Annotated in this window: 16 protein-coding genes; 10 read left to right on the top strand and 6 right to left on the bottom strand. The window is 50.0% G+C overall.

All coding sequences use genetic code 11. The annotated features are described in order from the left end of the window. Window positions 1-56 precede the first annotated feature (56 nt). From ABH897_RS13160 to ABH897_RS13170, 3 genes are read right to left on the bottom strand one after another with little or no spacing between them, the layout of a single operon-like run. Window positions 57-620 (bottom strand): PepSY domain-containing protein, encoded by a 564-nt coding sequence (locus ABH897_RS13160; RefSeq protein WP_404580838.1) that lies wholly within the window; start codon window positions 618-620, stop codon window positions 57-59. A 19-nt stretch (window positions 621-639) separates the two neighbouring features. Then, window positions 640-2,004 carry a sensor histidine kinase gene (locus tag ABH897_RS13165; protein ID WP_283655264.1) on the bottom strand — a complete coding sequence of 455 codons (1,365 nt, stop codon included), beginning with the start codon at window positions 2,002-2,004 and terminating at the stop codon, window positions 640-642. Continuing rightward, window positions 2,001-2,702, bottom strand: a complete 702-nt coding sequence (locus ABH897_RS13170; RefSeq protein ID WP_134910525.1) for a response regulator transcription factor — start codon at window positions 2,700-2,702, stop codon at window positions 2,001-2,003. The genes ABH897_RS13165 and ABH897_RS13170 overlap by 4 nt, the downstream gene beginning before the upstream one ends. A gap of 361 nt (window positions 2,703-3,063) precedes the next feature. On the opposite strand from ABH897_RS13170, the gene ABH897_RS13175 reads away from it, so the two are divergent. From ABH897_RS13175 to ABH897_RS13210, 8 genes are all read left to right on the top strand, one after another. Continuing rightward, the gene (locus tag ABH897_RS13175) at window positions 3,064-4,734 is read left to right on the top strand and encodes an OPT/YSL family transporter (protein ID WP_404520053.1); all 1,671 of its coding nucleotides are present in this window, start codon (window positions 3,064-3,066) and stop codon (window positions 4,732-4,734) included. Window positions 4,735-4,744: 10 nt separating this feature from the next. After that, window positions 4,745-5,812, top strand: coding sequence for an S-methyl thiohydantoin desulfurase family protein (locus ABH897_RS13180; RefSeq protein WP_283655266.1), 1,068 nt, complete (start codon window positions 4,745-4,747; stop codon window positions 5,810-5,812). Between the two features lie 24 nt (window positions 5,813-5,836). After that, on the top strand, window positions 5,837-6,784 hold the full coding sequence (locus ABH897_RS13185) for a DUF1177 domain-containing protein (RefSeq protein ID WP_283655267.1): 948 nt from the start codon (window positions 5,837-5,839) through the stop codon (window positions 6,782-6,784). An 81-nt stretch (window positions 6,785-6,865) separates the two neighbouring features. Beyond that, window positions 6,866-7,537: an AroM family protein gene (locus ABH897_RS13190; RefSeq protein WP_283655268.1), complete on the top strand. Its 672-nt coding sequence runs from the start codon at window positions 6,866-6,868 to the stop codon at window positions 7,535-7,537. A gap of 34 nt (window positions 7,538-7,571) precedes the next feature. Then, on the top strand, window positions 7,572-8,522 hold the full coding sequence (locus tag ABH897_RS13195) for an aminopeptidase (RefSeq protein ID WP_283655269.1): 951 nt from the start codon (window positions 7,572-7,574) through the stop codon (window positions 8,520-8,522). A 46-nt stretch (window positions 8,523-8,568) separates the two neighbouring features. Next, a complete protein-coding gene (locus tag ABH897_RS13200) occupies window positions 8,569-9,228 on the top strand; it encodes an aspartate/glutamate racemase family protein (RefSeq protein ID WP_404580840.1) in 660 nt (219 codons plus the stop codon). A 202-nt stretch (window positions 9,229-9,430) separates the two neighbouring features. Then, on the top strand, window positions 9,431-10,966 hold the full coding sequence (locus ABH897_RS13205) for a PucR family transcriptional regulator (protein ID WP_404520056.1): 1,536 nt from the start codon (window positions 9,431-9,433) through the stop codon (window positions 10,964-10,966). A gap of 38 nt (window positions 10,967-11,004) precedes the next feature. Beyond that, complete coding sequence (locus ABH897_RS13210) at window positions 11,005-11,691, top strand: response regulator transcription factor (protein ID WP_404520058.1); 687 nt, start codon at window positions 11,005-11,007, stop codon at window positions 11,689-11,691. A 34-nt stretch (window positions 11,692-11,725) separates the two neighbouring features. On the opposite strand, the gene ABH897_RS13215 is transcribed toward ABH897_RS13210, so the two are convergent. Further along, entirely contained in the window at window positions 11,726-12,742 is a 1,017-nt protein-coding gene (locus tag ABH897_RS13215) for an aromatic ring-hydroxylating oxygenase subunit alpha (protein WP_283655273.1), read from the bottom strand. Between the two features lie 224 nt (window positions 12,743-12,966). Here ABH897_RS13215 and yhbH point away from each other — a divergent pair, with 224 nt between their 5' ends. Together yhbH and ABH897_RS13225 are read left to right on the top strand one after the other, a co-directional pair. After that, complete coding sequence (gene yhbH / locus ABH897_RS13220; protein ID WP_044647500.1) at window positions 12,967-14,133, top strand: sporulation protein YhbH; 1,167 nt, start codon at window positions 12,967-12,969, stop codon at window positions 14,131-14,133. Beyond that, a complete protein-coding gene (locus ABH897_RS13225; protein WP_404592126.1) occupies window positions 14,130-15,575 on the top strand; it encodes a SpoVR family protein in 1,446 nt (481 codons plus the stop codon). Before yhbH ends, ABH897_RS13225 begins: the two co-directional genes overlap by 4 nt. A 74-nt stretch (window positions 15,576-15,649) precedes the next feature. Here ABH897_RS13225 and ABH897_RS13230 read toward each other — a convergent pair whose 3' ends face one another. Together ABH897_RS13230 and ABH897_RS13235 are read right to left on the bottom strand one after the other, a co-directional pair. Further along, entirely contained in the window at window positions 15,650-15,979 is a 330-nt protein-coding gene (locus tag ABH897_RS13230) for an AzlD domain-containing protein (RefSeq protein ID WP_044647499.1), read from the bottom strand. Next, window positions 15,976-16,701, bottom strand: coding sequence for an AzlC family ABC transporter permease (locus ABH897_RS13235; protein WP_283655275.1), 726 nt, complete (start codon window positions 16,699-16,701; stop codon window positions 15,976-15,978). The genes ABH897_RS13230 and ABH897_RS13235 overlap by 4 nt, the downstream gene beginning before the upstream one ends. Window positions 16,702-17,168 lie beyond the last annotated feature (467 nt).

Consider the following 17,168-nt stretch of genomic DNA (forward strand, 5'->3'; position numbering starts at 1 on the left):
TAAAATCATTAGAAAACGATGAGAGAAAATGAGCGATGATGAGAAGAGAGTCATTATTAATCTTCGTTGTCCTGTTTTTCTTTTTCCCAAGTTACAGAATCAATAGAGCCTGATACCGCGTTGACCTGCACCACGGCCTCACGCCCATCCTTCACATCAACCTCAACGAGATAATAAAGACTCTTTTCGTTACGATGAAGCTCAATATCATCTGTGGTTCCTCCGTTCACCGCCTTTGCAGCAAGCTGGGCCGCTTCCTTTTCTGTGATGACGAGAGATACAGGATCAGGTTTAGGGGAGCTTGGGGTGTTTTTCTGGGGCTCCTGTGTCGTATCCGTATAAGCTTGTGTTCGTCGAATGGAGTCAATATGGCCGTTATAGGCGTTGACTTGTATTTCGTATTTTCCTTTGGGACGCTGCAGCATGATCAGATAAGCATCATTCAATCGTTTGGATTCCAGCACCTCGCCGGGATATTGATGCAATACAGACTGGATGGCCGCTTTTTCCTCCAACGGTGAAGCTGATAGCGACTGTGCCCAAGGCGATTGCAGAAGGTAAAGTGTGATCAGTATAGCCGTCCCTGCCGCCCCAATCATCCACGCATAGATGGCTTTCATCGTTATTCTCTCCTTTTGATTAATCTGCGGGAACGGCGGGGAGGATGATCGTTGCTGTCGTTCCGCTTCCCTGAATACTTTCTAGCCCAATGTGAGCATGAAGGGCCTCTGCAATTCCTGTAGCCAGCGATAAGCCTAGTCCGGCTCCACCTTCTTCGCGGCTTCTGGCTTCATCCACACGATAGAAGCGGTCAAATACTTTAGATAGCTTGTCCTGCGGAATTCCAATCCCTTGGTCTGTGATTCTGATACAAGGTTGAGCCATCTCACCCGTGGTTCCAATAGTTAGGCGTATCGACTCGTCACTGTATTTACGTGCATTATCCAAAAAGATAAACAGTAGCTGTTTCAGCTTATTTTCATCGCTGTAGCCCATACAGTCCGCCTGCACGTCCAGTTGCACTTCCCGGGCAAAAGCATTTTCAAATGTGACCTTCAACTCTGTCACGATTTTGCTCAGGCGAACCGGCTCCAACACGATATTCCATTGCTCCTCGTTTCTCGCCAAAAGAAGAAGCTGCTCTGCCATTTCCTTCATTCGTATCGCTTCGGAATGGATGGCTTCAACGGACTCGGCGAAAATCTTGGGATGCTGCAGTCCCCGGCGTTTGAGCAGGCTAGCATAGCTTTCAATAATGGTGAGGGGTGTTTTCAGTTCATGGGATGCATTGGAAACAAACTGTTCTTGCCGGACAAAGTTGCGCTCCAGCAATTCAATCATGTCGTTAAACGTTTCTCCCATTTCTACCAGTTCGTCGCGTGATGAGGAGTTGAGCGGAAGGCGCTTAAATTTCCCGCTACGTTGAATCTCTCTCATCGTGCTGATCATAGATGTGATTGGACGTGTAATGAATCTGCCGAGCAATCTTCCCGAGATCACGACAGGAATGAGCGCAATCCCTGTGACAGCTATAAGTACGATTCTGAGTACCTGTAGCGTCTGCATCGTTGGTTGCAGACTTTCGGTTATCTGAAGATTGACGACCTCTCCATCGCTCCAGATCATGGGAACCGATACAAGAATGTAACGGTTGTTTTCATGGGTAATCACGCGTACTTGTCGTGTCTCATCATAAACAGCCTTCATCAAACTGAGAGATTGCTCCGAAGAAGAGGTGATCGGGGAAAGAAAATCGCCCTCCGGTTTCATTAGCCGAAGCATACCGTCTGGTGGCACATAGGCTCGAAGAAGATCCCCTGCGACTACCGATGCGGGGGCGCGCTGAATGCCGCGAATCATGTTGTCCGCTGCGGCTTCTACCTGATCTTTGCGGCTGTCTATCGAAAGGTGGCTGAACAGGAAATAGACCGAAAAGTTAATGGCCACAAGTAAAATCGCGAGTAATAACGAGGTGTACATATGGATCTTGTTTTGCAGCTTCATAACGATTCCTTCAGCACATAGCCAATTCCGCGTACGGTATGAATCAGCTCAGGGAGCTGGCGCGTGGGGTCAATTTTATTGCGCACGTATCGGATATACACGTCCACTACGTTGGTATCGCCGTAATAATCAATACCCCATACATTCTCCAGTAATTGTTCTCGGCTAAGCACCTGCCGCTGATGTCTCAGCAAATGAACGAGCAAGTCAAACTCTCGTGGCGTAAGCTCAATGCTGTGCTCACCGCGAAGAACTTCACGGGTACCTTCATGGAGGCGTAAATCCCCGGCATGAAGCCATGCATCTTCCACTTCGGGAACGGCTTCTTTCGTTGCACCTACCCTAAGCGCGGCGCGGACACGTGCAAGCAGCTCTTCGATCACAAAGGGCTTGGTAATATAATCGTTAGCTCCAAGATCGAGCCCCTCGACCTTATCTGCAATAGAACTTTTGGCCGTCAGTAAAATGACAGGAATGCTCGCATCATCCTTACGAATCCGCCGCAGTAGTTCGATGCCACTGAGGCCGGGAATCATAATATCCAGCAGGACCAGATCCCAATGACCTTTGCAATATGTCTCCAGTCCGTCAATTCCGTTTTTTTCTTTGCATACTTGATATCCTTCAAACTCAAGCTCGATCTCCAGAAGCCGGGCAATTTTCTCTTCGTCTTCCACGATCAGAATGGATTGGTTCATTGTGATGCCCCCCCTGTAGGCGAATAGCCGATACGGAAGTATTTTAGCATAAGCGGTCGAGTAAGACACGCTTAAGCAGCACAGGATTTGTAAGTATATACTAGATAAGACATATATATATATAGATTATTTTTATACCAAGGATTGAGCGAACTTTCTTGTGTTATATTTCTTTACATTGAAAAGGGATAAAATGTCATGATAGCGCTATATATATCGTCTTTTATCCTGTATGCACAATAAATAAGCCTTTGTTTTGGTCAGGACGAACATTGTTTATGGAAGGAAAGTTGCAGTAACATAAGTTAAACCTATTCAATAGAGGACGAAATACATCATGTCTAAGCCACAGGAGGGTCATATGGAAAACGAAAAAGAAAAACGCCACCCGAAAACGTTTGAGCCTTTTGCATTTATTCTCATTGTGGCTACAAGTGTTCTGGGAGCTATTATCGGAATGCAGATCGTAACCAGTCTGGGGGTGACCCCAAATACGGCCATCATCGGAGCGTTAATCGCGATGCTGATTGCACGTATCCCGTTTAACTGGTTTTTACGTTATAAATCGGTACATCGTCAAAATCTGGTCCAGACGGCGATTTCCTCGGCTACCTTCGGGGCGGCCAATAGCCTGCTGATTCCGATTGGAATTCCATATCTCATGGGAACCCCTGATTTGGTCGTACCCATGCTGCTGGGGGCGGCGTTGGCTATGTTCGCAGATGCAACGATACTGTACAAAATTTTTGATTCCAGACTGTTCCCCGCCTCGGGTACATGGGCTCCGGGTGTTGCGACAGCGGAATCCATCAGAGCCGGGGACAAGGGCGGCAAGCGTGCCGGATTGCTGGGTGTCGGCGCACTGATCGGGGTAGTCGGCTCTTATCTCAGCATTCCGATGTCTGCCTTTGGTGTGGCTTTTATCGGTAATATTTGGGCCCTGGGCATGTTTGGTGTCGGCTTATTGATTCGCCAGTATTCCATGCCGCTATTTCAGATTGATGTAAATGCGCTATACATTGCGCATGGAGTGATGATCGGGGCGGGCATTGTGGCGCTGATTCAGGCTGCTGTACTCGTATTCGGCCGTTCCGGCAAGAAAAAGGATAGTACCGCCGCGCTTTCGGATAAAGCTTCAAATGAAGCATCCGGCACGAGTAGCATTGTCGTGGATGGGGCTCCCGTGCAAGCCTCTTCGCAGGATGAAGAATACACCCGTCCGATTGCAGAGGCTCGTCGTACGCTTGGACTCGGGTTCATCGCGTATCTGGCGATTTCCCTGCTGATCGCCATCATCGGTGGACTGGTAACGCACATGTCCGTAGGCATGCTGATCGGCTTTATCGTGTTTGCAGCCTTTGCCGCGTTCGTGCATGAAATTATCGTCGGCATTGCCGCCATGCATTCCGGGTGGTTCCCCGCCTTTGCGGTCGCCTTCATTACCTTGCTTGGCGGTATGATGATCGGCTTTCCGCCAGTGGCTTTGGCATTGCTGGCCGGGTTTAGCGCGGCTACAGGTCCTGCCTTTGCGGATATGGGCTTTGATTTGAAAACAGGCTATATCCTGCGTGGCAACGGTAAGGATAAGGAGCTGGAACGGGAAGGTCGAAAGCAACAGTATATAACGGCTCTGATCGCCTTCGCTGTTGCACTGGTGACTGTAGCTCTGGCTTATCCGAGTTATTTTGCGCAAAATCTGGTGCCACCGATTGATAAAGTATATGTATCCACCATTCAGGCCGGAGCTACACCGGGTGTGGCAAGCCAGCTCTTGCTGTGGGCGATACCGGGAGCGATTCTCCAACTCATAGGTGGCTCCAAGCGCCAACTGGGTGTTATGTTCGCGACAGGGCTACTGATTGCGACAGCGAATGCGTGTTGGGCTGTTCTGGCCGGCATCGCAATTCGCTTCCTCGTAACCCGTTTCGCAAAAAAAGAGGTCGTTTCTTCCATGACGATTCTGGCCGCAGGTTTTATCGCAGGGGATGCGCTGTACAACTTCTTTAATTCCGTATTTAAACTAAAAAAGTGAGATGATGCAGATGGACGCTTTGAAGCTGGATGAGAGAATTGTTGAATATGCCGTTTATGGTGGTGCTGTTCTGGGCGGAGGAGGCGGAGGCTGGATTGAAGAAGGTCTGCGGATCGGAAAGCTGGCTCTTGAAGTGGGACAGCCGAAGCTGGTATCCGTCGAAAGCTTCGCAGATGACGATCTCTTCGTCACCGTGGCTGTCGTTGGTGCCCCGGCTGCTCCGAATAAATATGTGAAGCCTGTTCATTATGTGAAGGCGCTGGAAATGGTGTCCTCCATGACAGGAAAGGGTGTCCGGGCTTTGCATACGAATGAAAATGGCGGCGAGACAACGATTAACGGCTGGTTTCAGTCGGCTTTGAGTGGTATTCCGGTTGTGGATTTTGCATGTAATGGCCGGGCACATCCGACAGGCACAATGGGCTCCATGAACCTGACCGAGCTTCCAGATTACGTAAGCCATCAGGCTGCGGTGGGCGGACGTGGAGAGCATTATATGGAAGTGGGTATTTCAGGCTCCCTGGACCATGCTGCATCGCTGGTTCGTAAAGCCTCGGTAGAGGCTGGAGGACTTGTAGCGGTTGCACGGAATCCGGTGACGGCCGCTTATGCGAGAGCCAACGGTGCACCGGGAGCCATTTCCCGGGCAATTGCTGTTGGAGAAGCGATGCTGGCCCATCAAGGCGAAGCTGCGATTGCAGCCGTGGCAGCTGAGCTGGGCGGTAAGGTTATCGCCGCAGGAGAAGTAACAGAATGCCGACTTGAAACATCGGGGGGCTTTGATGCCGGGTTGGTTCGCATTACCGATAGTGGTCGGGCCTACGAAATGACCTTCTGGAATGAGTACATGTCCCTGGAGCTTGATGGGGAGCGGCTGGCGACATTTCCAGATCTGATCATGACACTGGATATGGATACAGGCAGACCTGTAATCACAGCCGCCGTAGCCCAAGGACAGCGTCTGGCTGTCATCGTGGTACCGAAGGAAAAGCTGCTGCTGAGTACGACCATGTTTAACACCAAGCTGCTGCAACCGATTGAGCAAATTATCCATAAGCCTATACTGTCCTATCTATAAAATGATTTCGGGAGGAATGCAACGATGGCACTTCAACAGACATTAACCGTATTCGAAGCGCTGGACAGCGCCTATGTGAACGGAGAGCGGGTTAAGCAGCTTTTCGCCGGATACGAGGACATTGTGGTAACGGTAAAACAGGTAAAAGGAGCCAAGGGCAGCACGGATTTTATACAAGTGCTTATTCCGGGTACGGAAGGCAAAAGCTCTGGAGGTACGGCACCGACATTTGGCATTGTAGGACGTCTAGGCGGGATCGGCGCACGTCCTTCCCGAATTGGTCTTGTATCTGATGCGGATGGAGCTATTGCAGCGGTTGCCGCTGGGCTGAAGCTGGCGGATATGCAAATTAAAGGTGACAAGCTGAAGGGTGATGTGATCGTAACTACGCATATTTGCCCGGATGCACCTACCCGTCCGCACGAGCCGGTTGATTTTATGGACTCCCCTGTGGATATTTTGGAAATGAATCGTCATGAGATTGTTCCCGAGATGGAAGCTATTCTGTCCATTGATACCACCAAGGGCAATCGTGTTATTAATCATAAGGGGATCGCCATTTCACCCACGGTGAAGGAAGGCTATATTTTGCGAGTCAGTGAGGATCTGCTGCGCCTGATGGAGCAGACTACGGGACAATTGCCCGTTACTTTTCCGGTAACCACGCAGGATATCACGCCGTACGGTAATGACTTATACCATATTAATTCCATTTTACAGCCTGCTGTAGCGACGGATGCGCCTGTGGTTGGTGTTGCTATTACAGCGCAGGCTGCCGTACCAGGATGTGGGACCGGGGCCAGTCATGAGATTGATATCGCGGCAGCCGTACGTTTTTCCATTGAAACGGCCAAGGAATTTACGAATGGCACTTGTGCATTTTATAACCCGCAGGAATTTGTCAAAATTACCGAATTGTACGGCTCCATGAAGATATTTCAGACAGCAGGCAGTGCGCAAAACCACGGCTGATGCTAAACAGGGCAGGCCACAGGCTTGCCCTTTGCCGTCAGGAGCGTAAAATAAAATGGATGCGAAAGCAGGGGATTGAAGATGGATAAGCTTGGGATGATTACGATTGGGCAAGCGCCCCGGACAGATGTGGCTCCTATCGTGGAACGGGCTTTGGAAGGACGTGCAGAACTGGTACAGGCAGGTGCGCTGGACGGTCTTTCTTTTGCTTATATACAAGAGCATTTGTCTCCGTCGCCGGGAGAGTATGTATTGACCTCCCGCCTGACGACTGGCGAGTCGGTGGTTATATCACGCGAAAAAATCCAGCCGCTGCTTCAGGAGAAAATCACGCGCATGGAAGAACAAGGCATCCGTACGATTTTATTGCTATGTACCGGCGTATTTCCGGGATTGCATACCCGAACCGCCTTTTTGATTGAGCCGGACCATGTGCTTCCTCCTGTGATTAAGGCGATGTCCGGCGGACGGCGGGTCGGTCTGATTGGTCCGCTGGAAGAGCAGAAGGACAATCTCAAGCTCAAATTCAGTCCTCACGGAATGAATCCCGGGTTTGCAGCGGCCTCGCCTTACAGCAGCAGTGAAGAGGAATTTCGCCAGGCTGCCGGGCAGTTCAAGGATCAGGCTGATCTTATCGTGCTGGATTGTATGGGGTATACGGATGTTCACAGAGAACTGGCGGCGCGTTACGCGGGGGTTCCCGTCGTATTGTCCAATGCCCTGATCGGCAAGCTGGTATCGGAAATGGTGTAAGCGTATAAGCTAACTGAAAATAGGAGGTAAAAAAATGAGCCAACAACGTGTTGAAATTAGTAAAAATGTATTGCAAAAATGTTTGGGACTTACCGCTGGAGAGACGCTTCTAGTGGTAACGGACGATGATAAAAAGGAATTGGGCGAGTCCATTTATGAAGCTGGCAAGGCGCTGGGCGCAGAAGCTGCTATTTTGACGATGAAGGTACGCTCCAAATCAGGGGAAGAGCCTCCGGCACCTGTGGCCGAAGCCATGCTTCGCTCCAATGTTGTCGTATGTGTCACCCGGTATTCGCTGACCCATACCCATGCCCGCAAGCAAGCAGCAGCCGCTGGAGCGCGTCTAGCGACGATGCCTGGCATGACGGACGACATGTTCATGAACGGGGCGATTGCTGCTGATTATCCGAAGGTCAAGGCGCTGACCGAAGAGGTGACCGCATTATTGACAGCTGCCAAGCAGGTGCGGATCGAGAAGGATGGGTACAGCCTGTGCTTTACCATTGAGGGTCGCAACGGCGTGCCCAGCACGGGCATGTATCTGAACCCTGGCGAATCCGGCAACCTTCCTTCCGGTGAAGCGTATATTGCTCCGCTGGAGGGGACGGCGCAAGGCCAGATTGTGGTGGACGGTTCTGTTGCAGGAATCGGTGCCTTGAAGGAGCCGCTGTTGCTGACGGTCGAAAACGGCAGGTTGACAGCCGCAGAAGGGGAAGCAGGGCAGTCCCTGCTGGAAATGCTGGGTGAAGGTGACGGCAGAATGCTGGCAGAGTTCGGTATCGGTACGAATGATAAAGCACGTATTACAGGTGTCGTACTGGAAGATGAGAAGGTGTACGGCACGATTCATGTGGCTTTTGGCAGCAATAATACTTTTGGTGGGACCATCGCTGCGGGTGTACATATTGACGGTGTCGTTCAGCGACCGGATGTGTATCTGGATGACCGCCTGATTATGAAAGCTGGGCAACTGCTGGAGCGCTAGGTGGGTGAGAAACAGCAGGAGCTGTAAAAACAGGGAGGAATTCATCATGCTCGGAATTATCAGAGTGCTTACCATGCAAGACGAAGTCGCTATTGGCCTTCACGGCCGAGTTATCGAGCAGCGCTACGGAATGCCTGTCACCAGTGTGTGTATCCCTGACCAGCCGCAGGGAATCTACGACGATGCAACGGATCGGGAATCGGTGCCTAAAATTGTGGTCGCAGCACAACAGCTCGTCGAGCAGGGCTGCACGTCTATTGGCATTAGCTGCGCGGCTGATCCGGCGTTGGAGGACACCCGCCATGCGGTGAATGTACCTGTATACGGCGCAGGCTCCTGTGCGGCGCATCTGGCATTGACAGCGGCCAGTCGTGTCGGTGTGTTGACCATTTTGGAGGAGGCGCCCCCGCTGATCCGCCGTATCCTGGGTGAGTCTTACATCGGCACAGAGCGCCCTGAGGGTGTACGTACGACGCTGGACCTGAACACTCAGCAAGGCAAGGAAGCGGCCATGGCAGCGGCGCTGCGGCTTCAGGAGAAGGGAGCAGAGGCTATCGTGCTGGCCTGTACGGGTTTTGTGACGATGAACTTCGCACCGGAGCTGGAGCGCAGGCTGGGCATCCGTGCCATTGATCCGATTGTGGCGCTCGGCGCAGCCGCATCGGTGCACTGGCAGCGGGAGAATGATGAAGTCCAGGCAGGATAATCCTGACTTATAAAATAATAGGGTATTGAATTAAACCGCCTTTTCCTGAAAGGGCGGTTTATTTGCGTTCCATCCGGTAAAAGGTTTTGTTTTGTATACTTTTTTGGTACACTATCCTGAAAATTAAGTTAGGCGAGAACTTTGCAAAATCCTCAATATATGTGCCGTTACCGCAAAATAAATAGCAAGGTGGTCTGTCCATATGAAAATACCGGGTGTAACCGTTCAGGAGCTTATGACAATGCCCGTATTGAAGGAGGCGAAGGTACTAAGCGGAGAGCAGGGATTAAATCGGTTTGTCCGTTTTATTGATATTATGGAGGTCCCTGACTTGAAGGGCTGGATCAGGGAAGGCGTACTATTGATGACAACCGCTTATTCCATCCGTCATGAGCCTGAGGTATTGTGTCAAATTATTCAATTATTGCACCAGGGCGGGGCCGCAGCACTTGCGATCAAGCCGACCCGCTTTCTCAAGGAAATTCCCCGCAGTGCGCTGGAGGAAAGCAATGCGTGCGGCCTGCCCGTGATTGAGATTCCGGCCGATATTCCATATACGGATATTACACAGCGAGTCATGGATATGGTGTTGAATCGGCAGGCAGAGCTGCTGCGACGCTCGGAAGAAATATATCGGACCTTAACAACGATGGTGCTGGAGAACAGCGGTATACAGGCTGTAAGCGATAATATAGCAGAGCTGCTTAAAGCCCCGGTTGCTTTGATTGATAATGGAGGCCGAGCCATCGTCACTTCACCACAGGAATGGAATTGGATGGAGGCGCAGGATTCCCGTCATTTTCCAATTAATGTCGATAAACGCACGGTTGCCAAGCTGGTCATTGCCCGCAATGAGCTGGATGATATGGAGCAGGTGGGCATTGAGCAGGCACGTCTGGTCATGGCACTGGAATTAATGCGTGAAAAGGCAGTAGAAGATACAGAAAGCCGACTACGGGGTAACTTTATCGACGAGTTGATGACCCCTCCGGTACCTTTGCGACATGAGGTTGAGCGGAGAGGGCGTCAACTGGGATTTAACCCGGCATATGATTGGGAGGTTGCTGTACTGGAAAGTGCTACCGCTCCGCCAGAAGAGATTCTGTCCGGATTGCTGAGTCAGGAATCCATCCGGCGGCGTGTGGTATCCCATATTGAGTTCCGTTCCAATCGGGCGATACTATTTTTACCTACTCTTCATCCGAATGACCACCATGACGGGGCTGGCGCTGATCAGGGACTAACCTGGGCTGAAACGCTAAAGAGCTGGAACAGTGAAAAAGCATTGGGAACGGGCGATTATTATATAGGCATTGGAAGTACCAAAAAGCTGTGGGAGCTGATGCAAAGCTATAATGAGGCACGACGTGCCATCACTGTCTCCCAGCGGCTGTACCCCGATAGACGTGTATGTAAATTCAGAGATATCGAAATGCACTATATGCTTGGGGAAGCAATGAACAAAGAGGAATTTGCCGATTTGTTTGAACGTAAGCTGGGCAAACTCCAGCAGTATGATCGGTCTCATGGCAGCGATTTGCTTAAAACGTTATTTTATTATTTGGAAAATCGGGGCAGTCTGATGGATACAGCGAATTATCTTTTTATACATCGTAATTCGGTCAAATACAGACTGGAACGGATTCGTGACATTGCGGATTTTGATCTCAACGATCCACGCGAGCAGTTCATATGCCATACCTGTCTGATCCATTATTATTTGCGGGAACATAAGTAGGCAGAACCGGTTGGTTTATAGGGCAGGGAGGAAAAGACATGGATAAAAAAATATTAGTAGCGGACGATGAACCCAGCATTCGCAATGCGTTGGCCTATGCGTTGCAAAGAGAAGGTTTTTTGGTAGAAACCGCTGTTGACGGGGAGGACGCATTGGAAAAAGTCCGTTTGTTTCACCCCGATGTGCTGGTGCTCGATGTGATGATGCCCAAGCTGGGCGGATATGAGGTGTGCCGCCGTTTGGAAAGTCGGAAGGGCATCGGTATTCTGCTGCTGACTGCCAAAAACGATATCGTGGATAAGGTGCTCGGGCTGGAGCTGGGCGCGGACGATTTTATGAGCAAGCCCTTTGATCTGCGAGAGCTGCTCGCCCGCATCAAGGCGCTGGTACGGAGGTTGGAGCGGGAAGGAGCGCCCGCGCCGGAAGGATCAGAAACGATACTTGGCCCGTTACGAGTGCGTCCGTCCAGCAGGACGGCTGAACTGGAGGAAACAGTGCTGGAGCTGACACCCAAGGAGTTTGATGTGCTGGCGCTTCTGGTGTCACACGCTGGGCGGGTATACACGCGGGACGAGCTGCTGGAGCAGATATGGGGCTTCGATTATGCAGGTGGAACACGGACGGTGGATATTCACATCCAGCGCTTGCGCAAGAAGCTTGAGCCGCATCAGTCGCTATTGCAGACGGTGTATGGAATAGGCTATAAGGCAGAAAAGATACTGTGAACGAACGCCAGTTGCTTGGCGCTTGCCCATCCATTCACCACGTTGATTCTTGGTCCAGGCGGACACGAGGTTCATCGTTAACGAGAAAGTCGTACCAGCGGTTGCGAAAACGAACCTGAGGCCCGTCTGCGGGTACGTGCGCCTCCATGCGCAGCGCCTCAGGGATAGGACGCGGATGCTGGCTTTCCACCACGGTTCGATCCTCTTCCAGCACTCTGTTGCTATATCTGGAAAAAATCCGGCTCATACCCGGTACAAATTTGGCAAAATTACGCCCAGCCAGCCCGTAGATGGCGGTCACTTCCTGCTCAATTGGGGTGAAGGTGACGAAATTAATAAACTTGCTGCGTCCCTCCTCAGCCGGAGTCAGAATCCATTGCTGCGGAAAGGTGTATTGCAGTAGCCCGCTTCCGTTTTTCACCCGAATATGATCGTGATCTGCTTCGAACTGGATATGGATGTCGGTAGACGATTTTTTACCAATGGTTTTGTTGTGTACAATCGGCAGGTGGGCGACATCCAGCACGCTTTCCACAACTCTTGTCAGATGCGCCTTCCATACAGAATCGTAGGGTGACATCATAAGATTCGGGTCCTCCAGCTCGGGAAAAAGCTCCAGCGGGGGAGGTGTCAAAGTGGATGCCCAACTCTCTGTACCCGGCCCGGATACTGGGCCAACAGCCTGAGGATAGACCCACAACAACCCGACTTTTTCAATCGCAGGATAGGCGTAGGTATGAGCAAAATCGGGAATGGCACGCCCCGGATGAGCCGGGATATCCACGCACTGCCCATTCTCATCGAAGGACCATGCATGATAAGGACATGTGATTTGCCCGTTTTGACAAAAGCCCAGCGACAAATCGGCTCCCCGATGCGGACAATACGCATGTATGGCACGTACCTGCCGATGGTTGTCACGGTACAATACGATATCCTTGCCGAGCAGCCGCTTTTTAAGCGGCTTATCCCGCAGTTCCTTGGACCAGCCGACGGGGAATACCTGCTGGTCACTTTCTCGTACTTCACGAAAGCCAGGATGGCTGTTCATCTATATCCACACTCCTGTTCTCATTTGCATATATGACTTACACAAATGACCCACGGGTCATTTTTTCTATTATTATAATACACCCCCCTCATCCGAACTGAAACAGCCGCCCTGAAATTGGAAAGGTTTTTTGGCTTCCATCACATATCGTACATCCCCGTGAATATACTTAATAACCAACAAGGCCAAACTGTGCCGTGTATCCACTTGGGGGGTGCCTAACAATGCCGGAACCACGTCAGCCATATTCATTCGTCGTATCCCGTGAAGATTGGTCGCTGCATCGCAAAGGGTACCAAGACCAGCAGCGTCATCAGCAGAAGGTCAAAGATGTGATTAAGCAAAATCTGCCTGATCTGATTACGGAAGAAAATATTATCATGTCAGACGGTAAGCAGATTATTAAAGTGCCGATTCGCAGTCTGGACGAATATCGCTTCATTTATAATTATCAGAAGCAAAAGCATGTAGGCCAAGGGGACGGAGATAGTCAGGTGGGGGATGTCATCGGACGTGATCCTGCTTCCCAGAAGCCCGGTAAAGGCGAGAAAGCCGGGGACCAGCCCGGACACGATATCATGGAGACGGAAGTCAGCATGGAAGAACTGGAAGATATGCTGTTCGAGGACATGGAATTACCGCATTTGCAGCAGAAAGACAAGGAACAGATTGAGGTTGAGTCCATCGTATTCAATGATATACGCAAAAAAGGCATGCAGGCCAACATTGACAAGAAGCGAACGATTCTCGAAAATCTGCGTCGCAACGCCCGCGAGGGCAATCCGGGCATTCATCATATCAGTCCGGACGATCTCCGTTATAAAACATGGGAGGAAAAAACCATCCCCCAATCCAACGCGGTGATCATTGCGATGATGGATACTTCAGGCTCAATGGGATCTTTTGAAAAATATTGCGCCCGCAGCTTCTTTTTCTGGATGACCCGCTTTTTGCGCCGTCAATATGAAAAGGTGGAGATTGTCTTTCTGGCGCATCATACCGAAGCCAAAGAGGTTACGGAGGAAGAATTTTTCACCCGTGGAGAAAGTGGCGGCACCATCTGCTCTTCGGCCTACCTCAAGGCACTGGAGATTATCGACAAGCGCTATCCTCCTTCCAACTACAATATTTATCCCTTCCATTTCTCGGACGGCGACAATCTGACCTCGGACAACGAGCGGTGCGTGAAGCTAATCGAGGAGCTTATGAAGCGCAGCAACATGTTCGGCTATGGAGAAGTGAATCAATATAACCGCAGCAGCACACTGATGTCGGCCTATAAGAACATTAAAATGGATCAGTTTATGTATTACGTTATCAAGGAAAAGGGCGAGGTATACCAAGCCTTACGCACCTTTTTTCGCAAACGGGAAGGGGGAACGGTGGGATGAGCACCGACCAGAAAGAGCTGGAATACGCGATATCAGAAATTATGGAGATTGCAAATGGATTCGGGCTCGATTACTATCCGATGCGGTATGAGATTTGTCCGGCGGATATTGTATACACGTTCGGGGCCTATGGGATGCCCACGCGCTTCAGCCACTGGAGCTTTGGAAAAACGTTTCACAAGATGAAGATGCAGTACGATTTTGGCCTGAGCAAAATCTATGAGCTGGTCATCAACTCCAATCCCTGCTACGCCTTCCTGCTGGAGGGAAATTCTTTGGTTCAAAATAAACTGATTGTCGCCCATGTGCTGGCGCACTGTGATTTTTTCAAGCACAACGCCCGCTTCTCAGCTTCCAACCGCAATATGGTGGAGAGTATGTCCGCTACGGCAGACCGAATTAACGGTTATGAAATGGAATACGGTTCGAAGGTCGTCGAATCCTTCATTGATTCAGTACTGGCTATACAGGAGCATATTGATCCGCAGTTGATCAAACCGCAGCATCTGGATAAACAGCGATATATGGAGCTTAAAATCCGTGAGCAAAAGGAACCGGGAAAACGGCAGCGCCCAGACGGTCCTTACGATGATCTATGGTCACTGGACATGGTGAAGCTACAGCCGGATTCGACGGAAAGCGAAGGCATCCAGATACGACAGTTCCCGCCTGAACCGGAGAAGGATGTCGTATGGTTTATTCAGGAATTTTCGGAAGTGCTGGAGGACTGGCAGCGGGATATTATGACGATGCTGCGGGACGAAATGCTGTATTTCTGGCCCCAAATGGAGACTAAAATTATGAATGAAGGCTGGGCCTCCTATTGGCATCAGCGGATTGTCAGGGAATTGGATTTGACCGGGGATGAAACTGTTGAATTTGCACTGCTGAATGCTTCTGTCGTACAGCCTTCCAAGCAAAGCCTGAATCCGTATTATTTGGGGCTTAAAATATTTGAGGATATTGAAAAGCGATGGGATAACCCAACCCGTGAAGAGCAGGAGCGACAAGGACGAAAACCGGGCGAAGGACGCGCTAAAATGTTCGAGGTACGGGAGTTTGACTCAGACACCTCTTTTATACGCAATTACATGACCAAGCAACTGACGGAGGATTTGGATCTGTACGTATTCGAGAAACGGGGACCGGATTGGAAAATCACAGATAAATCGTGGGAAAACATACGGGACCAGCTCGTATTCTCGCGTGTGAATGGTGGCTCTCCTTATATCGTCGTTGAGGATGGAGATTATCTGCACACTGGCGAATTGAAGCTCAAGCACCAGTTTGAAGGGATTGAGCTGGATTTAAAATATATGGAGCGTACGCTTCCGTATGTGTATCAGCTGTGGGGGCGGACCGTTCATTTGGAAACGATGATTGAAGGCAAGCTGGCCTTATTCTCATACGATGGCAAGAAGCACCATCGCAAGTTTGTATAAGGGAGCAGGGTAACGAACGAAGAATGAATATCTAAAAAGGTGCAGCCGTAAAAAGGGACTGCACCTTTTTTTCTCTATCCCAGCCATAGCAGCCGAACTACAGCCATACTCACAATACCGACAATAACGGTAGCCAGCAGGTTTTTGCTCCATAAGGCAGTCACTAGTGTAGGAAGGATCGCAATAAGCACTTGCCAATTAAAAGTGACGGAGCCTTCCGTTCGGACGAGCAGATGTTCCATGACGAGCGCCGTAAAAATGCAAATAGGGATGTAGGACAGCCATTGGAGCACTGGTTTGGGCAGAGCCAGCTTTTGCAGTACGACGAAGGGAATGATTCTCGGGATGGCTGTGACGACCATGCCGCCGATAATGATGTACATGACGTTGGGATCAATGTTCATTTGTCGGTTAACACTCCAATCGTTGCGGTCATCACAGTAGCTACAATGACGGCGATATGCGACGGCACCCACCAGGACAAAAGGTACATCAGAACAGCCATACACAGCACGAGCAGCAGACGGTGCTTGAGCTTGGAGATCTGGACGCTTTGCAACTGGGAAATAAGCAGAGCCAGAAACATTGCTGGCAAGGCAAAATCCAGACCAAATGCCTCTGGCCGGGAAATCCAGTTCCCGAGAATCCCTCCTGCCACACAGGAGGCAATCCAGACGAGGTAAGCGGTGATATTAAGCCCGTTCATCCAGCGATCGCTTACCTGCCCGCCTTTAGCCAATTTATCCGACGCTACCCCAAAGGATTCGTCTGTCAACAGTACGCCGATGCCTATGTTTTTCCACAATGAATATTTTGAGAAATAAGGAGCCAACGATGCGCTTAACAACAGGTGGCGGGCATTCACAATGAATGTCGTTAAAATAATGACAGAGGGGGGACTGGACGCAGCCAGCATCGAACACATAATAAATTGGGAAGCTCCTGCGTACACAAGCGCCGACATCAGGGCAATTTCCATCGTGCTCACACCTGACGAGGCCCCCACAATGCCTGCCGCGAAGCCAATACACACATAACCGAGCAACGTAGGGATACAATCCTTGACTCCTTGTAAAAAGTGGAGTGGATCGCGCTCCGTTTCGCTCAACCCCGAAGCTATAGACATTTCAACCTTCCCTCCATTCTAAATTTCATTATAGTATATAACGGAACCTCGAAAATGATCAATATATTATACAATTGTATGTTATAATGAACAATCTCTATAGCTAACGAGCCTACTTTTGTGTCCGCTGTAATTAGTTTTGTCATTATATAGAATATGTTTTGTCATTAAACTTGAATTAGATGTCAGTGCCTGCGACCTTGATGGTTCAGGCATTTTTTACTTTCGGTTATTTATTTTCTTGATTAACGCTAACTTTTTTAGGCAACAATGGCTTAAATACCCACTAAGTTGTTATTTTTAATATAATCATTGTTTATATATTTTTGATAAGTCGAGTATTCATCTAACGGTAATGTGTCAAAGAAACTACCCGGCTGCGTGCATCAATATCTGAACTTGGTCCCCAAAACTAATTAAAGTAACATTTTTCTGCCTTGACACGTAACACCCGATCGGTTCACACC

The sequence above is a fragment of the Paenibacillus sp. RC73 genome (assembly GCF_044908085.1).
Taxonomy (GTDB): Bacteria; Bacillota; Bacilli; order Paenibacillales; family Paenibacillaceae; genus Paenibacillus; species Paenibacillus terrae_A.

Excerpts from the sequence above, each read along its gene's own strand:
- ABH897_RS13160 (WP_404580838.1), bottom strand. The coding sequence starts at position 620 with ATGAAAGCCATCTATGCGTGGATGATTGGGGCGGCAGGGACGGCTATA.
- ABH897_RS13170 (WP_134910525.1), bottom strand. The coding sequence starts at position 2,702 with ATGAACCAATCCATTCTGATCGTGGAAGACGAAGAGAAAATTGCCCGG.
- ABH897_RS13215 (WP_283655273.1), bottom strand. The coding sequence starts at position 12,742 with ATGAACAGCCATCCTGGCTTTCGTGAAGTACGAGAAAGTGACCAGCAG.
- ABH897_RS13230 (WP_044647499.1), bottom strand. The coding sequence starts at position 15,979 with ATGAACATTGATCCCAACGTCATGTACATCATTATCGGCGGCATGGTC.
- ABH897_RS13175 (WP_404520053.1), top strand. The coding sequence starts at position 3,064 with ATGGAAAACGAAAAAGAAAAACGCCACCCGAAAACGTTTGAGCCTTTT.
- ABH897_RS13165 (WP_283655264.1), bottom strand. The coding sequence starts at position 2,004 with ATGAAGCTGCAAAACAAGATCCATATGTACACCTCGTTATTACTCGCG.
- ABH897_RS13210 (WP_404520058.1), top strand. The coding sequence starts at position 11,005 with ATGGATAAAAAAATATTAGTAGCGGACGATGAACCCAGCATTCGCAAT.
- ABH897_RS13190 (WP_283655268.1), top strand. The coding sequence starts at position 6,866 with ATGGATAAGCTTGGGATGATTACGATTGGGCAAGCGCCCCGGACAGAT.
- ABH897_RS13195 (WP_283655269.1), top strand. The coding sequence starts at position 7,572 with ATGAGCCAACAACGTGTTGAAATTAGTAAAAATGTATTGCAAAAATGT.
- yhbH (WP_044647500.1), top strand. The coding sequence starts at position 12,967 with ATGCCGGAACCACGTCAGCCATATTCATTCGTCGTATCCCGTGAAGAT.
- ABH897_RS13225 (WP_404592126.1), top strand. The coding sequence starts at position 14,130 with ATGAGCACCGACCAGAAAGAGCTGGAATACGCGATATCAGAAATTATG.
- ABH897_RS13180 (WP_283655266.1), top strand. The coding sequence starts at position 4,745 with ATGGACGCTTTGAAGCTGGATGAGAGAATTGTTGAATATGCCGTTTAT.
- ABH897_RS13185 (WP_283655267.1), top strand. The coding sequence starts at position 5,837 with ATGGCACTTCAACAGACATTAACCGTATTCGAAGCGCTGGACAGCGCC.
- ABH897_RS13205 (WP_404520056.1), top strand. The coding sequence starts at position 9,431 with ATGAAAATACCGGGTGTAACCGTTCAGGAGCTTATGACAATGCCCGTA.
- ABH897_RS13200 (WP_404580840.1), top strand. The coding sequence starts at position 8,569 with ATGCTCGGAATTATCAGAGTGCTTACCATGCAAGACGAAGTCGCTATT.
- ABH897_RS13235 (WP_283655275.1), bottom strand. The coding sequence starts at position 16,701 with ATGTCTATAGCTTCGGGGTTGAGCGAAACGGAGCGCGATCCACTCCAC.